Origin of the sequence: Streptomyces sioyaensis, assembly GCF_004122735.1 — a bacterium.
In the GTDB taxonomy this organism is placed as follows: domain Bacteria; phylum Actinomycetota; class Actinomycetes; order Streptomycetales; family Streptomycetaceae; genus Streptomyces; species Streptomyces sioyaensis.
Map to the genome: position 1 here is coordinate 59,346 of NZ_SDIF01000001.1, position 20,075 is coordinate 79,420.

Annotated in this window: 20 protein-coding genes; 3 read left to right on the top strand and 17 right to left on the bottom strand. The window is 72.8% G+C overall.

The features are described 5' to 3' along the window. Positions 1-47 precede the first annotated feature (47 nt). The gene (locus EST54_RS00245; RefSeq protein ID WP_129243412.1) at positions 48-770 is read right to left on the bottom strand and encodes an ArsR/SmtB family transcription factor; all 723 of its coding nucleotides are present in this window, start codon (positions 768-770) and stop codon (positions 48-50) included. Between the two features lie 119 nt (positions 771-889). On the opposite strand from EST54_RS00245, the gene EST54_RS00250 reads away from it, so the two are divergent. Beyond that, positions 890-2,296, top strand: coding sequence for an MFS transporter (locus EST54_RS00250; protein WP_129243415.1), 1,407 nt, complete (start codon positions 890-892; stop codon positions 2,294-2,296). Between the two features lie 174 nt (positions 2,297-2,470). Beyond that, a complete protein-coding gene (locus tag EST54_RS00255) occupies positions 2,471-2,725 on the top strand; it encodes a hypothetical protein (protein ID WP_129243418.1) in 255 nt (84 codons plus the stop codon). A gap of 60 nt (positions 2,726-2,785) precedes the next feature. Here the strand turns inward: EST54_RS00255 and EST54_RS00260 are convergent, their stop codons facing one another. Next, entirely contained in the window at positions 2,786-3,268 is a 483-nt protein-coding gene (locus EST54_RS00260; protein WP_129243421.1) for a hypothetical protein, read from the bottom strand. 291 nt (positions 3,269-3,559) lie between these two features. On the opposite strand from EST54_RS00260, the gene efeB reads away from it, so the two are divergent. Further along, the gene (gene efeB, locus EST54_RS00265; RefSeq protein ID WP_129243424.1) at positions 3,560-4,819 is read left to right on the top strand and encodes an iron uptake transporter deferrochelatase/peroxidase subunit; all 1,260 of its coding nucleotides are present in this window, start codon (positions 3,560-3,562) and stop codon (positions 4,817-4,819) included. Positions 4,820-4,883: 64 nt separating this feature from the next. Here the strand turns inward: efeB and hypE are convergent, their stop codons facing one another. The 15 genes from hypE to EST54_RS00335 form a co-directional block, all read right to left on the bottom strand. Continuing rightward, positions 4,884-5,993 carry a hydrogenase expression/formation protein HypE gene (gene hypE, locus EST54_RS00270; RefSeq protein WP_372448283.1) on the bottom strand — a complete coding sequence of 370 codons (1,110 nt, stop codon included), beginning with the start codon at positions 5,991-5,993 and terminating at the stop codon, positions 4,884-4,886. Continuing rightward, positions 5,986-7,110 carry a hydrogenase formation protein HypD gene (hypD, locus tag EST54_RS00275; RefSeq protein WP_129243427.1) on the bottom strand — a complete coding sequence of 375 codons (1,125 nt, stop codon included), beginning with the start codon at positions 7,108-7,110 and terminating at the stop codon, positions 5,986-5,988. The genes hypE and hypD overlap by 8 nt, the downstream gene beginning before the upstream one ends. Beyond that, positions 7,107-7,457 (bottom strand): HypC/HybG/HupF family hydrogenase formation chaperone, encoded by a 351-nt coding sequence (locus EST54_RS00280; RefSeq protein ID WP_129243430.1) that lies wholly within the window; start codon positions 7,455-7,457, stop codon positions 7,107-7,109. The genes hypD and EST54_RS00280 overlap by 4 nt, the downstream gene beginning before the upstream one ends. A 50-nt stretch (positions 7,458-7,507) precedes the next feature. Further along, on the bottom strand, positions 7,508-9,934 hold the full coding sequence (gene hypF / locus EST54_RS00285; protein ID WP_129243433.1) for a carbamoyltransferase HypF: 2,427 nt from the start codon (positions 9,932-9,934) through the stop codon (positions 7,508-7,510). Beyond that, positions 9,931-10,761 (bottom strand): hydrogenase nickel incorporation protein HypB, encoded by an 831-nt coding sequence (gene hypB / locus EST54_RS00290; protein ID WP_129243436.1) that lies wholly within the window; start codon positions 10,759-10,761, stop codon positions 9,931-9,933. The genes hypF and hypB overlap by 4 nt, the downstream gene beginning before the upstream one ends. A gap of 3 nt (positions 10,762-10,764) precedes the next feature. Beyond that, on the bottom strand, positions 10,765-11,145 hold the full coding sequence (locus EST54_RS00295) for a hydrogenase maturation nickel metallochaperone HypA/HybF (protein WP_129243439.1): 381 nt from the start codon (positions 11,143-11,145) through the stop codon (positions 10,765-10,767). A 127-nt stretch (positions 11,146-11,272) separates the two neighbouring features. Continuing rightward, positions 11,273-11,377: a DUF6893 family small protein gene (locus EST54_RS36085; protein WP_372448282.1), complete on the bottom strand. Its 105-nt coding sequence runs from the start codon at positions 11,375-11,377 to the stop codon at positions 11,273-11,275. Further along, entirely contained in the window at positions 11,371-11,937 is a 567-nt protein-coding gene (locus tag EST54_RS00300) for a hydrogenase maturation protease (protein WP_129243442.1), read from the bottom strand. The genes EST54_RS36085 and EST54_RS00300 overlap by 7 nt, the downstream gene beginning before the upstream one ends. A gap of 76 nt (positions 11,938-12,013) precedes the next feature. Further along, positions 12,014-13,435 carry a hypothetical protein gene (locus EST54_RS00305; protein WP_129243445.1) on the bottom strand — a complete coding sequence of 474 codons (1,422 nt, stop codon included), beginning with the start codon at positions 13,433-13,435 and terminating at the stop codon, positions 12,014-12,016. Beyond that, a complete protein-coding gene (locus EST54_RS00310; protein ID WP_129243448.1) occupies positions 13,432-14,139 on the bottom strand; it encodes a DUF6084 family protein in 708 nt (235 codons plus the stop codon). The genes EST54_RS00305 and EST54_RS00310 overlap by 4 nt, the downstream gene beginning before the upstream one ends. Continuing rightward, positions 14,136-14,804 carry a DUF5947 family protein gene (locus EST54_RS00315; RefSeq protein ID WP_372448281.1) on the bottom strand — a complete coding sequence of 223 codons (669 nt, stop codon included), beginning with the start codon at positions 14,802-14,804 and terminating at the stop codon, positions 14,136-14,138. Before EST54_RS00315 ends, EST54_RS00310 begins: the two co-directional genes overlap by 4 nt. Next, entirely contained in the window at positions 14,801-15,409 is a 609-nt protein-coding gene (locus EST54_RS00320; protein WP_174857363.1) for a hypothetical protein, read from the bottom strand. Before EST54_RS00320 ends, EST54_RS00315 begins: the two co-directional genes overlap by 4 nt. Continuing rightward, a complete protein-coding gene (locus EST54_RS00325; protein ID WP_129243451.1) occupies positions 15,406-17,190 on the bottom strand; it encodes a nickel-dependent hydrogenase large subunit in 1,785 nt (594 codons plus the stop codon). Before EST54_RS00325 ends, EST54_RS00320 begins: the two co-directional genes overlap by 4 nt. Before the next feature lie 83 nt (positions 17,191-17,273). After that, a complete protein-coding gene (locus EST54_RS00330) occupies positions 17,274-18,362 on the bottom strand; it encodes an NADH-quinone oxidoreductase subunit B family protein (protein WP_129243454.1) in 1,089 nt (362 codons plus the stop codon). A gap of 433 nt (positions 18,363-18,795) precedes the next feature. Continuing rightward, positions 18,796-19,521, bottom strand: a complete 726-nt coding sequence (locus tag EST54_RS00335; RefSeq protein WP_129243457.1) for a DUF4232 domain-containing protein — start codon at positions 19,519-19,521, stop codon at positions 18,796-18,798. Between the last annotated feature and the right edge of the window lie 554 nt (positions 19,522-20,075).

The window sequence follows — 20,075 nt, forward strand, 5'->3', positions numbered from 1 at the left end:
ACACAGAATTCATATGGCGAGCGGCACGCGTAACACCGCGGCGGCTCTCACCCCAGCTGATCCGCCGGCACGCCGAAGGTCGCCGCCAGCCCCTCCCGGCCGGCCGCGGTGAGATGGACCACGCGGCGGTACTTCCCGTGACGGAGCCACTCCAGGGCGAACATCCGGGCGGTGAGCGCGGCACCGAGCGGGCCGGCGAGGTGGTGGCGCCGCTCGGCCCAGTCGACGCAGTAGCGGACGGACGACCGGCGGCGCGGGAGCCGTTCCATGTCGACGCCGAAGGCGGTCAACTCCGCGCGGCCGTGCGGGGTGAGGACGTACACGGCGTCGCCGTCGCCGGTCCCCGCCGGCTCGGCGGCGAGGACGTCCTGCTCCTGGAGGGCGCTCATCACGGCGACGCCCAGCCGGCCCGCCAGGTGGTCGTAGCAGAGGCGGGCGCGGAGCAGGGCCTTGGCTCGGGTGTCGGCGTTCAGGGAGCGCACGGGCAGCGGACGGGCGATCAGCGCGAGCTGCTCCAGGGCGCGGGCTACGTCCTTCGTGGCGAGCCGGTAGTAGCGGTGACGGCCGTCGAGTTCGACGGTCAGCAGCCGGGCGTCGAGGAGCTTGGCGAGGTGTCCGCTGATGGTGGAGTTGCTGACGCCGGCCTCGGCGGCCAGGGCGCTGGCCGGCAGCGCACCGCCGCCGCCCAGCGCGAGCAGCACCTTGGCCCGGGAGGGGTCACCGATCGCCGCGGCCACCTGGGCCACATCGGTTTCGGTCCGGGCATCCATGGTCCCGACGGTACGCCGAGCACGCTTCGGCAGACAGCGAAACGTTCTCTCCCGCCCCGGCCCCGTACGGTGAGGACGTTTCGGCAGTTACCGTACCGATCCGGACCGACACTGACCGTATGCCGACGACCTGCGCGCCCGCCGCGCCCCCACGGACCGCGAACCGCAACTCGCCGCTGCCGCTGGTGGCCCTCTGCCTGGGCTACTTCATGGTCATCCTGGACGTCACCGTCGTCACGGTGGCCCTCCCGGCGATCGGCAGCGCCCTGCACGCGGGGGTGACCGGACTCCAGTGGGTGGTGGACGGCTACACCCTGGTGTGCGCGGGCCTGCTGCTGTTCTGCGGCGGGCTCGGCGACCGGCTGGGCGGCAAGGCGGTGTTCCTGGGCGGGCTGCTGGTGTTCACCGTCGCCTCCGCGGGGTGCGCCCTGGCCCCCACCGTCACGGTGCTGGTCGTGGCGCGGCTGGTGCAGGGGCTGGGGGCGGCGCTGATGGTGCCGGCTTCGCTGGCGCTGCTGCGGACGGCCTACCCCGAACGGGCCGCGCGGGCCCGTGCGTTCGGCATCTGGGGCACCGTCGCGGGCCTGGCCGCCGGGGCCGGACCGGTGCTGGGCGGCGTGCTGGTCACCGTGCTCGGCTGGCGGTCGGTGTTCCTCCTCAACCTGCCCGTCGGCCTCGTCGCACTGCTCCTCGCCGTGCGTCACGTACCGGACTCCCCCGCCGACCGCACCCGCCGCGGACTGGACCTCCCGGCGCAGACCGCGGCGGCGGTGAGCCTGGCCTGTCTGACCACGGGGTGCATCGAGGCCGGGACGCTGGGCTGGACCCATCCGGCCGTTCTCGGCAGCTTCGCGGGCTTCGTGTGCGCAGCCCTCGCGTTCCTGGTCCTGGAGCGGCGCGCCCGGGCGCCGATGCTGCCGCTCGCCCTCTTCCGCGTCCGCGCCTTCTCGGCCTCCGCGGTCGTCGGCGTCATGCTCAACGCGGGCTTCTACGGCCTGCTGTTCCTCGCCCCGCTGTACTTCCAGCAGGTGCACCACTACAGCGCGCTGCGCACGGGCTGTGCTCTGCTGCCGGCGGTCGGCGTGGCGGCCTTCGGCTCCGCGCTGGCCGGACGGCTCACGGCACGCACCGGGCCGCGGCTGCCCATGGTGGCCGGGCTGGTCATGGGCGCGGCCGGACTGCTCGGCTGGCTGGCGGCGGGCCCGGACACGCCCTGGGCCGTGCTGGTGGCCCCCATGGCCTGTGCCGGCTTCGGCAGCTCATTGACCATGCCGGCCGCCACCTCGGCGGTCATGGAGTCCGCGCCCGGCGAGCGCGGCGGTGTCGCGGCCGCGGTGTTCAACACCGCACGCCAGACCGGCAGCGCCCTCGGCGTCGCGCTCTTCGGCACGCTGGTGGCCACCCGGCTCGTGCCGGGCCTGCACCTCTCGGCGCTGATCGGTGCCGCGGGCTTCCTCACCGCGGCGGCGCTCTCCGCATGCTGGATCCCGGGTACCGGCCGGGCGGGCACCCACGACCGGGCGTGACCGGGGCCCGGCGTACGGGAGGCCCCGCGTGCGGGGGCCCGACGGCCGCCCGCACCCGCGCGATCCGCACGCATGTTTCACCGTGATCGGGTAGGAGTCGCCGGGGGAAGCCGCATCGGCACACGGGGATGCCCGCTCTGCCGCAACTGCCCCAGCGAGGCAAGGAGCTGACGTATGACACTGCCGTGGCGGGAGAACGAGGACTGGCGGCGCAGGTACCCGCAGGCCGGGCCCGACTGGACGCAGGGCATGCCGCAGGGGTCGACGGATCCGATGACGCCGATGGGAGAGATCGACCAGTACGGCCGGATGGGGAGCGCGCTGCGGGCCGGCTCACTGTCGCCCTGGCAGCAGAAGGTGATCGTCGGCTTCGTCGTCGGCGCCGCCGTCGTCACCGTGGCGTCGGTCCTGCTGGCCCTCTTCGGCTGACCGTCCGCCGGCCGGCCCGGGGCAGCAGCGCTCGGAGTGCCCCGCCGTGCCCCCGGTCGGTCAGCAGGTCCAGCAGCCCGACCAGCATGCGGACCGGTGGGCGTGCCGGCGTCGGCCGTGGAGCAGCGGGACAGGGGCTGGTGCCCCGGCCTCGCCGGGCGCGGCGAGGGCGCGCAACGCGGCGATCTGGGCGCACAGCACGACGCTGAGGGCGGCGATCTCTTCCGGCCCGGCACGGCCCCTCTCGATGCGCAGCCAGGACTCGGGCGGCTCGTCGGGCACCGGGCACCCGTCGGAGGGCGAGGCGGTGTCGGCAGGCGGGGCGTCGTCGGCCGTGGGCGCCCCGGCGGCCGGGGCCTCGGTGCGGACGGTGCGCTCGACGGCGGGCGCGCCCGCACCAGCGGTGACCGGGCCCGCGCCGGTGGGTGCGTGCTCCACGAGGGGGGCGGCGGCGCCGTTGCGGGGGCTCGCGTCGGTGGAAACGACCGTGCCGACGGGTTCGGCCTCGCCTACGACGGTGCTCGCGTCGGTGGATGTGGTCATGTGGCGGGTCCATGGGCTAGGTGGCGGTGCGTGGCGCATGACGGGCCGCCCCGGCGTCGGGCTGTGCCGCGTACGGGCAGGTCACCGTCCCGACGCTACGAGCGCCCCCGGACGCTGTCGCGCGCAGGACGCTCCGCCTGCGCCATTCGGACGACCCCGCCGCCGTCCCAGGCGTGATATCCGGCGCCGGGACCGTGTTGCTCCCGGTCCTCGCATCCCGGGCGACGAGCATCGCGCCCAGGTATGTGCAGGTGCGCGGCTGCCGGACGACGCAGTCAGGAGGGCGGGACGATGAGACGTGACCAGGCCGACGACGAGCGTGTTCCTCCGCGGGACGAGGGGCGCCGGGGCTTTCTGAAGTGTGCGGCGGGGATGGCGGGTGCGGCAGCCGCCGTGGGGCTCGGCGGGGAGGCCGCCGCCGTCCCGGCGTCCCGGACGGCGGCGGGGCTGCGCGAGGACCGGCAACTGCCCGACCAGATCCCCTTCCACGGTCACCATCAGTCCGGCATCGTGACGCCGCAGCAGCTCTTCGCCGGGTTCGTCGGCTTCGATGTGCTGGCCGAGAACCGGGAAGGCCTGACCGAGCTGTTCCAGCGGCTCACCAAGCGGTCACGCATCCTGGTGGCAGGGGTGAAGCCGCAGGACGAGCAGGTCGCCAAGGAGACGCCCACGCCGGACTCGCTGACCATCACCCTCGGGGTCGGCGCCTCGCTGTTCGACGACCGGTTCGGGCTCTCCGGGCACAAGCCCCGGCACCTCAAGGCCATGCCGGCCTTCCCCGACGACCGGCTGGAGCCGCCCCGCTGCCACGGTGATCTGTCGCTGCAGATCTGCGCCCAGCACCCCGACGCGATCGTCCACGTCCTGCGCGATCTGACGCGGGAGACGGAGGGGCTGCTACGGCCCCGCTGGCGCGCGGACGCCTTCCTCAACCCCTCGCGGCCCTCGGGCTCGCCCCGCACCTTCATCGGCTTCAAGGACGGGATCGTCAATCCGGACACCGGATCGGACCGGGAGATGGACCGGCTGATGTGGGTGACCCCGCCCTGCGGCGAACCGGAGTGGGCCCTGGGCGGCAGCTACCAGGTGCTGCGCCTGATCCGCTTTCACATCGAGAAGTGGGACAAGCTGCCGGTGGCCCGCCAGGAGAGGATCTTCGGCCGGCGCAAGGCGAGCGGTGCCCCCCTCGACGGCGAGCAGGAGACGGACGCACCGAGGTACCGCGACGACCCGCACGGGACGAAGATCCCGCTCAACTCGCACATCCGGCTGGCCAACCCCCGCACCGAGAAGACCGACAACTCCCGCTTCCTGCGCCGTAGTTACAACTACGACGCCGGTTTCGACCGCAGCGGGAAGATGGACCTCGGACTGGTCTTCTGCGGCTACCAGCAGGACCCGGAGCGGCAGTTCGCGACGGTGCAGCAGCGGCTCCAGCACGAGCCGCTGTCCGAGTTCGTCACGCCCCTCGGCGGCGGCTACTTCTTCATCCTGCCCGGGGTACGGGACGCCGACGACTGGTTCGGCTCCCGGCTGCTGGAGAAGGTCTGAGCGGAGCGGTGGCGGTGCCCCGGCGCCTGTGACGCCGGGGCACCGCCATCGCGCGACCGGCCCGTCAGCAGATCCGGGGCAGCTGCTCGCCCAGCGGCAGATCGACCACCCGGGTACCGCCCAGCGGGGTGCGCGCAACGACCATGCCGGGGTGGGTCTCGACGGTCTCACCGATGACCGCGGCGCCGGCGCCCAGAGGGTGCGCGCGCATCGCGTCCAGTACGGCATCGGCGTGCTCGCGGGGGACGAACGCCACGAGCTTGCCCTCGTTGGCGACGTACATCGGGTCCAGGCCGAGGATCGCGCAGGCGTTGGCGACGGCCGGCGGGACGGGGATGGCGCGTTCCTCGATGACGATGCCGGTGCAGGACGCGGTGGCGATCTCGCACAGGGCCGCGGCCAGTCCGCCCCGGGTGGGGTCGCGCAGCACATGGAGATCGGGGGTGACGGCGAGCATGCTCTCGACGAGGCCGCCGAGTGCCGCGCAGTCGCTCTCGATCTCGACGCCGAACTCCAGGCCCTCCCGCACGCTCATGATCGCCACGCCGTGCAGGCCGATGTCGCCGCTGACGATCACCACATCGCCGGGGACGACGCGCTGCGGCCGCAGGTCGACGCCCGCCGGGATCAGCCCGATGCCGGCGGTGTTGAGATAGACGCCGTCACCGTGGCCGGCCTCGACGACCTTGGTGTCACCGGTGGCCACCTCGACGCCGGCCGCCCGCGCGGCCGCACCCATGGCATCGGCGACCCCGGCGACCACCGGCATCTCGACGCCTTCCTCCAGAATGAAGCCGCAGGAGAGGTAGGCGGCCCTGGCGCCGCTCATGGCAAGGTCGTTGACCGTGCCGTTCACGGCGAGATCGCCGATGCAGCCGCCCGGGAAGAAGAGCGGCCGCACGACATAGGAGTCGGTGGAGAACGCCAGGCGTACGCCGCCGAGGGAGACCGCCGCGGAGTCGCCGAGCTGGGCGAGGATCTCGCCGCCGAAGGCCGGGGCGAAGATCTGCTGGACGAGTTCGGCGGACAGCGCGCCGCCCCCGCCGTGCCCCATGACGACCCGGGGCTGGTCGCGGACCGGAGCCGGGCAGGTCCAGCCGGAGATGTCGACGGTGGGCAGGCCGCGGTCGGCCGGGGTGGGGGCGCCGTGGGCGGGGTGGGTGGTGTCAGGCAACGGGGCTCGCCTCCTGCGGGGTGGGCGTGGTGCCGAGTCGGCGGTAGAGGTAGTAGGCGGCGCAGGCGCCCTCGCTGGAGACCATGGTGGCGCCGAGCGGGGTGCGCGGGGTGCAGGCGGTGCCGAAGGCCTCGCACTCGTGCGGCTTGATCAGCCCCTGGAGGACCTCCCCGCTGCGGCAGGCGGCGGGTTCGCGCGTGGTGAGGCCTTCGACGGAGAAGCGGTACTCGGCGTCGTAGTCGCGGTAGCGCTCCGACAGCCGCCAGCCGCTGGCCGGGATGGTGCCGATACCGCGCCAGGCGCGGTCGGTGACCTCGAAGACATCGGCGAGCATGGCCTGGGCCGCCGGGTTGCCCTCGGGGCGTACGGCGCGCGGATAGGCGTTGTCGACGGTGTGTTCGCCGCGCTCCAGCTGGCGCACGGTGCGGCGGATGCCCTCCAGGATGTCCAGCGGTTCGAAGCCGGTCACCACGATCGGCACCCGGAACCGTTCGGCCAGCTCCGGGTACTCCCGGGTGCCCATCACGCTGCACACGTGGCCGGCGGCCAGGAAGGCCTGCACCCGGCAGCTGGGCGACTGCATGATGGCCTCGATGGCGGGCGGCACCCGGACGTGCGAGACCAGCAGGCTGAAGTTGGGGATGCCGAGCTTGTGGGCCTGATGGACCGTCATGGCGTTGGGGGGCGCGGTGGTTTCGAAGCCGATGCCGAAGAACACCACTTGGCGGTGCGGATTCTGCTGGGCGATCTTGAGTGCGTCGAGCGGGGAGTAGACGACCCGTACGTCGCCGCCGTGACTGCGCACCTGGAACAGATCGCGGTCGCTGCCGGGGACCCGGAGCATGTCGCCGAAGGAACAGAAGATCACGTCCGGGCGGGCGGCGATCTCCAGCGCCTTGTCGATCACCTCCAGTGGCGTCACACACACCGGACACCCCGGGCCGTGGATCAACTCGACGTTCTGCGGGAGCAGTTGGTCGATGCCATGGCGGATGATGGTGTGGGTCTGGCCGCCGCAGACCTCCATCAGGGCCCAGGGCCGGGTCACCGTGGCCCGGATCTCGTCGAGCAGCCGGCGGGCCAGCCCGGGGTCCTGGAACTCGTCGATGTACTTCACCGGATCGCCTCCGTCGCTCCGTCACCGGGGGCCGTGGCCGGTGCGCCACCGGCTCCGGCGACCGCCCCCTCACCTGCCCCGGAAGCCGCGGCCGCCTCCCAGGGGTCGCCGAACTCCTCCTGCAGCAGGCCCAGTTCCTCGAACAGGGCGAGGGTGTGCCGGGCGGATTCCTCGTCCAGGCGCTGCAGTGCGAAACCGACATGGACGATGGCGTACTCGCCGACCCGCAGATCGGGGACGTACTCCAGGCACACCTCCTTGACCACCCCGCCGAAATCGACGGTGGCCATGCGGGTGCCGTCCCGTTCCTCGATGTCCAATACCTTGCCGGGTACCGCCAGGCACATGGGTCTCTCCTCGTCGTGGGTGCGTTGCGTCTGCCTCGTCGGGACCCCGCTCAGGGCACGCCCACCCCGCCGAACACGGGTACCGCGCGGGCCGCCACGACGATCTGGCCGAGCGCCAGTCCTCCGTCGTTGGGCGGGACGCGGCGGTGGCGCAGGACGGTGAACCCGTCCTGCCGCAGGAGGCGGGCGGTAGCCTCGGCCAGCAGCGTGTTGGCGAAGACGCCGCCGGTCAGCGCCACGGTCGTCAGGCCGGCGCGCTGACGGGCCAGGGCACAGCAGCGCCGGACGAGCTCGGCGACCGCGGTGTGGAAACGGGCCGCGATCAGCGCCGGGGCGGTGCCCGCCCGGAGGTCCTCGACGATGGCGGTGAGCACCGGGGCCGGGTCGGCGACGGTGTCGGCACCCGCCTGGCCCGTCGGTGCGGTGTGCAGCGCGAAGGTGTAGCCGGGGCCGTGGTCCTCGCCCGCGGTCAGAGCCGCCGCTTCGAGTGCGACGGCGGCCTGGGCCTCGTATCCGGCGTGGTGGCAGATCCCGGCCAGCGAGGAGACGGCGTCGAAGAGCCGGCCCATGCTGGAGGTGGGCACACAGTTGAGGTGGCGTTCCAACTGCCGGGCCAGCAGCGGCCGTTCCTCTGTCGGGCAGGCCGCCACCGGCGGCAGATCGGCGGCCCAGCCGAGGCCGGCGGCGCGCAGATGCGCCAGGGCCATCCGGTAGGGGCGCCGTACGGTGGTGTCGCCGCCGGGCAGCGGGACGTAGGCGAGCTGTCCGAAGCGGCGGTATCCGTCGTAGTCGGCGAGCAGGATCTCGCCGCCCCACACGGCGTGGTCGTCGCCGTAGCCGGTGCCGTCGAAGGCGACCCCGATGACCGGCTGCCGGTCGCCGAGGCCGTGTTCGGCCATGGCCGCGGCGACGTGGGCGTGGTGGTGCTGGACGCGCACCAGCGCCCGGCCGTCGGTGTGGCGCTCGGCCCACCGGCCGGTGCGGTAGCCGGGATGCCGGTCGGCGGCGAGGAGTTGCGGACGCACCCCGGTGACCGTCTCCAGATGCGCCTCGGCCTTCTCGAAGGCGAGCTGGGTCGCCAGGTCGTCCATGTCGCCGATGTGCGCGGACAGCCAGGCGCGGCGCCCCTCGGCGAGGCACAGCACGTTCTTCAGGTCGCCGCCGGCCGCCAGCGCGGGCCGGACCGGTACCGGGAGCGGCACGGGGAACGGCGCATAGCCGCGCGAGCGGCGGACGAACAGCGGCTCCCCGTCGCTGATGCGGACCACGGAGTCGTCGCACGGGAGGTGGATCGGCCGGTCGTGGACGAGCCAGGCGTCCGCCAGCCGCGCCAGGCGCGCCACCGCCTCGTCGTCGTCCGTGACGATCGGTTCGCCCGCGATGTTGCCGCTGGTCATGACGAGCAGCCGGGGGCCCGGCGGGTCACCGGGCAGGCCGAGCAGCAGATGGTGCAGCGGGGTGTACGGCAGCATGACGCCGAGGTCGGGACTGCCGGGGGCGACGGCGGCCGAGAGCGCGGGCGCGTCGGGGGGCGGCGCGGGGTGCGGGGCGCGGCGCAGCAGGACGATCGGGCGTACCGGTCCGGTGAGCAGCGCGCGTTCCTCGTCCCGCAGCCGTACCAGGTGCTCGACGTCGGTGAGTTGACGTGCCATCAGGGCGAAGGGTTTGTCGCCGCGGGACTTGCGGCGGCGCAGCGAGGTGACGGCGGTGTCGTCGGAGGCGTCGCAGACCAGGTGGTAGCCGCCGAGGCCCTTGACGGCCACGATGGCGCCGTCGGCGAGCAGCCGGCGGGTGTCGGCGACCGGGTCGGGGCCGGTCGCCGGGTGCGGGGGGCGGGTGCGGTCGGCCGGGTCGGCGGTCAGCAGTCGCAGTCGGGGGCCGCAGTCGTGGCAGGCGATGGGCTGGGCGTGGAAGCGCCGGTCGGCCGGGTCCGCGTACTCCCGCGCGCAGCGGGCGCACATCGGGAACCGGTCCATGGTCGTCAGGGCGCGGTCGTAGGGGACCGCGGTGACGATGGTGAAGCGCGGCCCGCAGTGCGTGCAGGTGAGGAAGGGGTGCCGGTAGCGGCGGTCGGCCGGGTCGGCCAGCTCGGCGAGGCAGGCGTCGCAGGTGGCGGCGTCCGGGGAGACCAGGGTGCGCGACGGGCCGTCGGCACGGGAGGGGAGGATACGGAATCCGGTGTCGCCGGCCGCCGCGATGTCCTCGCCCTCGACGGCCTCCACCACGGCCAGCGGGGGCGCCTCGGCGCCGAGCCGTTCCACGAAGCGGGCCAGTGCGGCGGGGACGCCCTCGACCTCGGCGACCACGCCGTCACCGGTGTTCGTGACGTGGCCCGTCAGGCCCAGTTCCGTGGCGAGGCTGTGGACGAACGGGCGGAAGCCGACGCCCTGGACGACGCCGCGCACGGTGATCCGGCGGCGGCCGGCGGCCGCCGCGGGGGCCGTGGCGAGGGCCCCGCCGACCTGCCCCGTGGTCATGAGCGGCTCGACGCCACGGTGTCGGAGCCGGTCGGGTGCGGATGGCCGCCGTGTTCCCGCGGGGCGTGGGTGTGCTCGCCGTCGGGGGCATCGCCCGCCTCGTACGGGCGGCCGTCCTCGACGTCGTGCACATGGTGGGACTTCCGGGTCATGACCGGGATGTGCACCGGCGCTCCGTCGCGCGCGGCCAGCGCCCGGTCCAGCAGCGCCCCTTCGCCGGTGCCGCCGCGGGCCGAGGTGAGGACGACCTCGACGCCGGGGTTGATGCGTTCGACATTGGCGCGGAACTCCGCCTCGTCGAAGGCGACCGCATCGGCGATGTCCGTCTTGGTGACCACGACCAGATGGGCGAGGCCGAAGGCGGTGGGGTACTTCAGCGGCTTGTCCTCGCCCTCGGTGACCGACGCCAGCACGACGCGCAGCGTCTCGCCCAGGTCGTAGGAGGCCGGGCAGACCAGATTCCCGACGTTCTCGATGAACAGCAGCCGGGTGTCGGCGGGCAGCCAGCCGTGGAGGTGCCCGCCCAGCATCTCCGCTTCGAGGTGGCACAGCCCGTCGGTGAGCACCTGTTTGACGGGGACCTCGGAGCGGGCGAGGCGCACCGCGTCGTTCTCGGTCGCCAGGTCGGCGGTGAGCGCGGCGACCGGGATCTTCCGGCTGCGGGCGAGGGTGAGTTCCCGCTCCAGCAGGGCGGTCTTGCCGCTTCCGGGGCTGGAGAGCAGATTTACCAGCGCGGTGCCACGGGCGGCGAGGTCCTCGCGCAGGGTGTGGGCGCAGGCGTCGTTCTTGGCAAGGACCGCCTGTTGCAGGTCGACGACACGGCACATGGTTCAGCGCTCCTCGTGAGTCGGTACGTGTACCGGGGCGTCGTTCCAGCACACACTGACGATCTGGAGTTCCCGGCCGGAGAGCAGCTCGGCGCTCGCCCCGCCGCAGCCCGGACAGCTCAGCTGTGGGGGCATGCCCACCGGCCAGGCGTCGGCGCAGGAGCCGCAGCGGGCGCGCGCCACCACGGGCTCGGTGACCAGTTCCGCGCCCTCCAGCACGGTTCCGGCACAGGCGAGGGAGAAGGAGAAGGCCAGCGCATCGGGGACCACGCCGGCCAGTTCGCCGACCTGGAGCCGGACGCTGTGGACCGTGCCGGCCCCGTCCGGCCGGGCCGCGCCTGCGACCTGGTCCACGACCGCAAGCGCGATGGACATCTCGTGCATCGGTCCCTCTCTGGTGCGGGGACGACCGGGTGCCGCTCGGCTTCATTAGACGGCGCGTCCAGAGGCCGGCCGGGGTGCCTCGCCGGGGCGGCCCGGTGGCGTACACCGTTCGGTGCAGCGCCGCCCGTCACATGGAACGGATCCGCAGATAGCGCTTGAGATCGGGCAGTACGGACTTCAGGACGACGGCGAGCGCGGCGGCGAGCATTCCGCTCATGGCGAGCTTCAGCATGATGGCGAGTTCCTTTCACTGGTGTGGGGTCCGGCGGCCGACGGTGTCGGCTCCGCCGCGCCGACGAGCTGCAGGATGAGCTCCACGGCCTCGTCGACCGCGGCGGCGACCGGTTCGCTGAGCCCGATGCCTTCGGCGGCATCGGCGGGTTCGCAGCCGACGACCAGGACGCGGTCCGGGCGCCGGCTGTCGGTGCCCGCGCTGAGCGTGTCGAGCAGCGCGAGCACGGTGTCGGGGGTCATGTGGTGACCGTCGAGCGCGGTGGCCTGCGGGCGGGCGGTGGCCGGGTCGGTGGCGTCGAGGAGCTGGACGGTGCCGGGTTCGCCGCCGCGCGCGGAGGCGTCCACCAGCAACACCGTGTGGTAGCCGTCGAGCATCTGGTAGGCGAGGTGCACCCCCCGGACGCCGATGTCGACGACCTCGACGCCCTCGGGGAGTTCGTGCTCACCGAGCCGGCGGACGGCTTCGACGCCGAAGCCGTCGTCGCCGAGGAAGATGTTGCCGACGCCGGCGATCAGCGTCCGCACGGGCGGCTTGCCGGCCGGTGCGCCGGCAGTCATGCCTCGGTCCCGCTGCGTGCGGCGGGCCGGCCCGCGCCCCGCGGGTGCCCGTGGACTGTTCGCTTGCCGTGCGCGCTCACGCGTCCTCCAGGGGAGCGATTTCGTCGGGTTGGAAGTACAGGAAGCGGCCCTGCTCCCGCCGGATGTCGACGCCCGGGTCGCCCTCCACGGTCACCGCCAGATGCACCCCGCCGTCGACGTCGTGCAGCACCGCCTCGACCTGGGCGGTACGGCCCTGGAGGAAGAGGTCCTGGGCGTCGGTGCGCCGCCGGCCGGGCCGCAGCAGCACCCGGCTCCCGGCGCCGACCGACCGCCCGTCGACGGTGATCCGGTCGCGTACCGGGTCGACGCTGCGGTCGCTCTCCGGATCCCACCAGGGGGTGTCCGGGCGAAGGCCCGGCACCTCGGGCGCGAGGGCCTCGGGCGCGGCCGGCCCGGGGCCGGTGACCTCGCGCAACGCCCGTACGGCGCCGTGCAGTCGCTCCAACACCTCGGGGGGCATGGTGTCGGCGAGTTCGATGACCTCGGCGGCGCGCGGGTCGGTGCCGCGGGCCTCGCGCTTCTCCTGGTCGGTGAGGGCCGCGGTGCGCAGGGCGAGGATCTCGTCGATCTCCAGGGCGTCGTAGAGGGCGCCGGGGCTCTCGGGGGCGATGGCCGGGTGGTCCTCCAGGATGATCGGGGCGGACAGCAGCACATCGCTGCGTCCGTCGGCGCCGGCCAGCACCGGCCAGGCGTGCTCGTTGCGGCAGGCGGCGACGGCGGCCCGGGCCCACTCCGGCGGGTCGGTCATGGACAGGAACGACCCTGCGCTCAGGCCGAGCAGGAGATGGGCGCCGACCAGGCAGTGCGGCAGGGCCGCGGTGCGGTCGGCGGCGGCGTCGTCCGGTTCCCAGCCGCTGGTGTTCTCGACGGTCGCGGTCAGCCGCAGCGTCGTGTAGGGGCCGTCGATCGCGCGCGCGGTCAGCCGCACCCGGCCGTCGAGCCGCGCACAGCGGCGGACCAGCCGGCCGACGAGCCGTCCCTCGGCGTCGTGCACCGGCTCGGTCTCCTCCCGCGCGGGCCGGGTGAAGGGCACGGTGACGCCCTCGCCGGTCAGCTTGGAGACATCGGCCTCCAGCGTGACGCGCTCCTCGGCGCCCTCGTCCCAGGGAACGAGCACCCGGTCGGGCAGTTCGAGTTCCTCGACGGTCTCGAACCCGCCGTCCAGGCACAGGCGTTGGACGGTGCGCCGCTGCGCGTGCAGGAACCGCAGCTCGGCCGAGAGCCGGGCGCCGGACCGGGGCTCCATGAGGCACTCGGTGCGCTGGCAGGAGTGCTCGGCGCTGTCCGTTCCCCAGGCGGGCGGTACGAGGACGCCGAACTGCCAGCGGAGTCGGTTCTTGGCGGCGGACGCGCGGTAGGGGTAGAGGACGTAGCCCTCGAACAGCACGGCGTCCGCCACCTGGCGGGCGGTGGCGAAGGGGTCCGCCGTCTCGTCGGGCAGGACGCCGGTCGTCATGGCGCGGTCCTCTCGCTGACGGTACGGGCCCGGGCGGCGCCGCGCAGCAGCCGGGCCTCCGGTGCGGGCGGCTCGGTGCCCCCGGCCGATGCCAGCAGGGACTCGACGGTCGCCCGCCAGGAAGGAAGGGCGTGGCGGGAGCGGTAGGCGAGCAGTGCGTCGAGGGTTTCGCGGGGCAGCCGGAGCCAGCCGCAACCGGGGAAGTGCGCCTCGGTCATCTCCTGCCACACGGCCACCGGCATCCGCACGGCCGCTTCCTTGTCCCAGGACACCGGCTGGACCTGGAAGCCGCCGGCCCCGGCGAACACCGTGCCGGAGAACAGCAGCAGCAGCGGCACCTCGCCCTCGTGCAGCGCACGGAAGTAGCGGCCGGCCGCGACCTCCAGGTCGTAGCTGCAGGGGACGGCGAGGTCCACCTCGGTCTCACCGGTGAAGCCGGGGACGACCTGGGAGACCTGGGCGAACTGCAGCGGGTGCAGGGTGCTGCCCCAGCGGGACCGCTCCCCGAAGAGGTCGGACAGCGCCTCCGCCTCGTCGGTCCGGTAGCCGCGCCGGGCCGGTTCGATGCGGATCTGGCAGCGCAGCGCGATGGCGTGCACCCGGGTCGCCTCGGCGGCGGTCAGGCGCAGGCGGAAGAGGAGGGTGGGCGCGGCGGCATAGCGGTCCGCCCGTACGCCGGTGCACTCGAACGACAGCTGGGTCACGGCCGGTCGTCCTCCTTCGGTTCGCGGGCCCGGCGGGCGATCTTGGCAAAGAAGTCGGTGAGCGCGGCGCGCGCCTCGGCACCGCCGTCGAAGCCCTGCCACAACAGCCGCATCCGGCCGACGAGTTCGTAGCAGACGTCGACGGGCACCAGATAGCAGTCGATGCGGCCCTCGAAGCGACGCAGCAGCAGCGCCTCCACATCGGGTTCGAGGAGGGCGGAGAGCCGGCTGGCGCCGAGCACGGTCTGCCAGGTCGACGGGTCGAGTTCGCTCTCGGTGGCACCGGCCGGGCTGGGGTAGAGCGCGACCAGCCGGTCCAGGTCGGCGTTGCGCAGGAAGAAGGCGACGCCGACCGGGATCTGGAGCAGGTCCCAGGCCGCGTCGTCGAGGGTGTGGCCGGAGTCGACGAGATAGCGGGCGGGGACGGTCCGGAACTGTCCGCTGCCGGATCCCGGCCGGTCGAAGAGCAGCGCGCAGGGGGTACAGGCGCAGGCCAGCGCCCGGCGCTTGGTGTCGACCAGATGGCGGTGGTTGTGCTCGGCGAGCACCACGCTGCACAGTTCGCAGCGTTCCGGGGCCGGCGGCGTCGGTGCGCGAAAGCGGCGCAGGCCGCGGTGGGCGGCCTGCGGCCCCAGGCGGGTGGGGGCCGTCCCTGGGCCGCTCACGGGGCGCCGGCGCCGGTCGGGGGCCGGCGGGAGATCTGCAGCAGCGCCGGCTCGGGCGCGGCGCCCGTCGTCTCCCACTGCACCGAGGTCACTTCGGGTGCGTAGCACGCGACGGCGGCTTCGACGGCCTGGTGGGCCTGATCGGCCGTGCTGGGGCAGCCGCAGCCGCCGGAGTCGCCCGCCCGCAGTCGCAGCACCCCGGTGTCCACGTCGAACTCCGCCATCTCGGCGGCGTGCTGACGGCGGACGCTGTCCAGGGCCCGGCCGATGCGGGTCGCGGTGTCCTCGGGGTGCAGATCGTGCAGCACCAGCAGGCTGGTGACCAGTTCGTCGCGCAGCAGCGCCGGCCGCGGGCCGTCGTCGCCGGTGCCCACGTGGTGCATGATCCGGGCGAGTCCGGCGCCGTAGAAGTCCATCAGGACGCTGACCAACTCCTCGGCGGCGGCGCTGACTTCACGGTCGCCGCGCTGCGCGAGCCGGTCCAGTACGTCCTCGACGCGCCGGCCGGTCACCTCGGCGTTCGGTGCGGTGCCGTGGGATGCGGTGCCCTGGGGCACCCCGGCCTGCGGTGCGGCGGCCGGCGCCGTGGTGGCCCGGGCGGTCATCCGGACAGCCCGCTCAGACCGGTGGGCACGTGCATCTTCTGCACCGGCTTGCCGTCGCCGACGTACATGTGGACGCCGCAGGGCAGACAGGGGTCGAAGCTGCGCACCGTGCGCATGATGTCGATGCCCTTGAAGTTCTCCGGGGAGTTCTCCTCGAAGATCGGGGTGTTCTGGACGGCGTCCTCGTACGGGCCGGGGGTGCCGTAGCTGTCGCGGGTGGAGGCGTTCCACGGGGTCGGCGGGTAGGGGTGGTAGTTCGCGATCTTCCCGTCCCGGATGACCATGTGGTGCGAGAGGACGCCGCGGACCGCCTCGGTGAAGCCGCAGCCGATGGACTCGTCGGGGACCTCGAACTTCTCCCAGGTCTGGGTGCGTCCGGCGCGGACCTCGTTGAGCCCCTGCTCCGCGAAGTGCAGCGCCATGGCCGCCGCGTACGCCTGGAAGTAGGTACGGGCCCGGTTGCGCTCCAGCGCGTTGCTCCACTTCGGGATCTTCCACTCGAAGCGCGCCTCGGGCTTGGTCATGGAGCGGGGCAGGTCGATGACGACGCTCTGGCCGGTGGCCTTGACGTAGGGGGTGTCGACGAGCCCGGACAGCGCGGTGGACCACAGCCGGGCGATCGGGCCGCCGCCGGTGTCCAGCGCCAGATGTTCCTTGCCGTCGAACCAGCGCGGCGACATCACCCAGCTGTACTTGTCGGCGAAGTCCCGCTTCTGCGGGGCCGGGATGGTGTGCTGGTTCCACGGGTGGCGCGGGTCGACGGGATTGCCGAGCGGGTCATGGGTGACGAACTGCTCCTGGCCTTCCCAGTCCTGGTAGTAGGAGCTGCCCAGCAGGATGCGGATGCCGAGGTTGATCTCGGTGAGGTCGTTGGTGACGAGCTTGCCGTCCACGATGACGCCCGGGGTGACGAACATCTTCCGTCCCCAGTCGGTCATGTTGCGATACGTGAAGTCGCAGTGCTCCGGGTCGTTGAGCGCGCCCCAGCAGCCCAGCAGCACCCGCCGCCGGCCGACCTCCTCGTAGCCGGGCAGCGCCTCGTAGAAGAAGTCGAACAGGTCGTCGTGGAGCGGGACGACGCGCTTCATGAACTCGACATAGCGCATCAGCCGGCTCATGTAGTCGGTGAAGAGCTGGACGCTGGCCACGGTGCCGACGCCGCCCGGGTAGAGCGTGGAGGGGTGCACATGGCGGCCCTCCATGAGGCAGAACATCTCCCGGGTGTAGCGGCTGACCTGGAGCGCCTCGCGGTAGAACTCGCCTTCCAGGGGGTTGAGCGAGCTCATGATGTCGGCGATGGTGCGGTAGCCGTGCTCGGCCGCGTGCGGGGCCTCGGTGCGCTGGGCGAGTTCCCATACGCCGGGGTTGGTCTCGCGGACCATTTTCTCGCAGTAGTCGACCCCGACCAGGTTCTCCTGGAAGATGTTGTGGTCGAACATGTACTCGGCGGACTCGCCGAGGTTGATGATCCACTCCCCCAGGTGCGGGGGCTTCACGCCGTAGGCCATGTTCTGTGCGTACACCGAGCACGTGGCGTGGTTGTCGCCGCAGATGCCGCAGATCCGGCTGGTGATGAAGTGGGCGTCGCGCGGGTCCTTGCCCCGCATGAAGACGCTGTAGCCGCGGAAGACGGACGAGGTGCTGTAGCACTCCGCCACCCGCTTCTGCTTGAAGTCGATTTTGGTGTGGATGCCGAGGCTGCCCACGATCCGGGTGATCGGATCCCAGGACATCTCCGTCAGACCGCTGCCGTCACCGGCCGTCTTTGTCGTCGGTGCCATCGTGTGTGCCGTGCCCTTCTCTGCGCGCGGAAATGGGGGTCGGACGGAGAGTCCGGGGTGTCCGGACGGCTAGGGGTGTGCGCTCACCACGGTTGCCGATAACCGGTGGTCAGTTGGTCGCCGCGATGCCGCCACTTGGGCTCGCTGTCGACGGTCTTGGCCGTGATGCCGCGCAGCCGGCGGACGACGCTGCCGTACGCGGCGCTCGCGGTTCTGGAGACCTTGGCGCCGGGCGGCTCGTCCATGAACGGCATGAAGTTGTCGGGGAAGCCGGGCATGGTGCAGGCGATACAGATACCGCCGACGTTCGGACAGCCGCCGATGCCGTCCATCCAGCCCCGCTTGGGCACGTTGCATTTGACCACGGGACCCCAGCATCCGAGCTTCACCGAGCACTTGGGCGAGTCGTAGGTGGTCGCGAACTCGCCCTGCTCGTAGTAACCGGCCCGGTCACAGCCCTCGTGCACGGTGCTGCCGAAGAGCCAGGTCGGCCGCAGCTGCTCGTCCAGCGGGATCATCGGGGCCGCGCCGGTCGCCTGGTAGAGCAGATACGTCAGCGTCTCCGAGAAGTTGTCCGGCTTGATCGGGCAGCCGGGCACGCACACGATCGGGATCCCGGCCTTGGACGTCCAGTCCCAGCCGAGGTAGTCGGGCACACCCATGGCTCCGGTCGGGTTGCCGGCCATCGCATGGATACCGCCGTACGTGGCGCAGGTGCCGATCGCGACCACGGCCAGCGCCTTGGGTGCCAGTCGGTCGATCCACTCGCTGGTGGTGATCGGCTGGCCGGTCTCGGGGTTGTCACCGAAACCGCACCAGTAGCCCTCCGGCTTGATCGACTCGTTGGGGATGGACCCCTCGATGACCAGCACGAACGGGTCGATCTCGCCGCGCTCGCCCTTGAAGAACCACTCGATGAACGTGTCCGCGCCCTGGACCGGTCCGCTTTCGAAGTCGATCAGCGGCCAGTGGACGGCAACCTTGGGAAGTCCCGGCAGCGCGCTGAGCGCGATCTCCTCGATACTCGGCTGGGTCGCGGCGGTGAGCGCCACGGAGTCACCATCGCAGCTCAGGCCGGCATTGATCCACAGAACATGGATCGGGGCTTCGTCCTCGGCGGACGGCTTTCCTTTGGCAGCGGCCTTGGTGGCCGTACGCGAAGCTGCAGACATGGGAATGTCTCCTAGGCAGATATGCAACGAAAGCACTCATTCAAGGCTTTCATCCACCTTGGTAACACCGATCCTGAGAGCAGGGGCGATCGCCAGGGGCCGTTGCGGTGACGTGCCACCCGACCGTCGGATCGGACGGAGCTCGCCGCTCGACAGGTGAGCGGCGGCCCCCGGCGTCCCGTGGAAGCCCCTGCCGCCGCCCGCCTACGGCACGACAGCATGCCCCCGGCACGTCGTTCGTTTGCCGGGGGCGCGGTCTTGTGCGGGGGTGTCTTTCGCGTAGGGGTGTGCGCGCGGACGGCTCCGTCCGGGGTGGGGCGGCGGGCCGGGGGCCGCTCCACGGGTCGGTCCGCGGGTTCGGTCCGCGGGCCGGTCCGGGGGCTGCGGGGCGGTCCGTATGGGGCGCTCCGCAGCCCGTTCCGCGGTCCGGGCGTCAGCCCAGGGCGCCGGGCTCCACGGCCGTCACCTCGAACCGTCCGCCGCACACCCGCAGCCCGCCGCTGCCCGTGGTCATCGACTCCTTGGAGCCGGGCGGGTAGACGTAGACGATCTGCGACTTGCCCCAGCACGGGGTGTCCGAGAGGCCCTCGTTGATGGTGTGCAGCACGGCGTGTGCGCTCTGCCCCGGCTGGAGCCGGACCACGCCGCCGCTGCCGCCCGCGCGGGTGGCGGGCTTGCCCACCGCCGAGCCGTCCCGGTTGATCAGCGACACCCCGGGGAAACCCCGCAGCGAGCAGGCCTTCTTGCCCTTGTTCGTGAAGATGAGGGGGTAGTGGATGTTGCCCGCGCCGATGTCGGCGGGGCCCAGGCGCAGCGACATCGCGGCGGCGGTGCAGCGGTCCGATGCCGACATCGCCGAGCTGTGGGACTGGGTGGTGCGCGGGACCGAGCCCTTCGGTGTCACACCGGGTGCCGCCGAAGAGCGGTGACCGCCCGGCGCGGAGGACTGCGGCTCGGCGCCGGGTGAGTGTCCGCTGCCCGACGCCTGCGAGCCGCTGCCCTGACCGGCGTCGCTGGACGTGGCGGGGGTGGCGGCCGACGAGGGGGATGCGGCATCGGTCCCGCCCTTGCAGGCGGTGAGCCCGAGCGCCGCGACGGCGATCAGCGTTCCTGCGGCGACACGGCGGCCGCGGCCGGGCGTCTTGATGGTGAGCGACATAAGTGTCCCCCTCGTCTGGTAGGTGCGAGCGGTCGTAGAAGGTGTGCGGTCCGTCCGTTGCCCTTTCCAGCGTGGCCCCGGTCACTGCTGGTCCGCTAACGAGGCACTAACACACTGCTAACGACTCTGTACGCTCGGCACGCCGATGACTCCGGCAACCGGTGTGACCAGCCGGGATTCCGGGCGTGCCACTCAGACTCGCAGAAAATCCCCGAGTTGCGGACAGGGCACCACCGGGTTCGGCCGTTCCGCGGAACGGGTTCCTCCGCCTCACCGCTCCCGGCCGCCCCACCGGCCCCGAGGGCTCAGCCGGTGGCCGGTTTTCGCTACGCCCCGTGTCCCCCGTCGGCCCCGATGTTCGGCGGATCGGGAACCGGATTGCCGTAGAAGTCGCGCTCACCCCGGCCAGGGACGGGTACGCCCGCCGCCCAGGGCCAGGGCCGGCGCGCAACCGCGCATCGTTCGGGGCCACGAAGCACGGATCAGCGCGCACCGCCCCCGGCGTCACCACCGGGGATCCCGGAGATACGGGCGTAGCCGGCAGCGTGCCCACC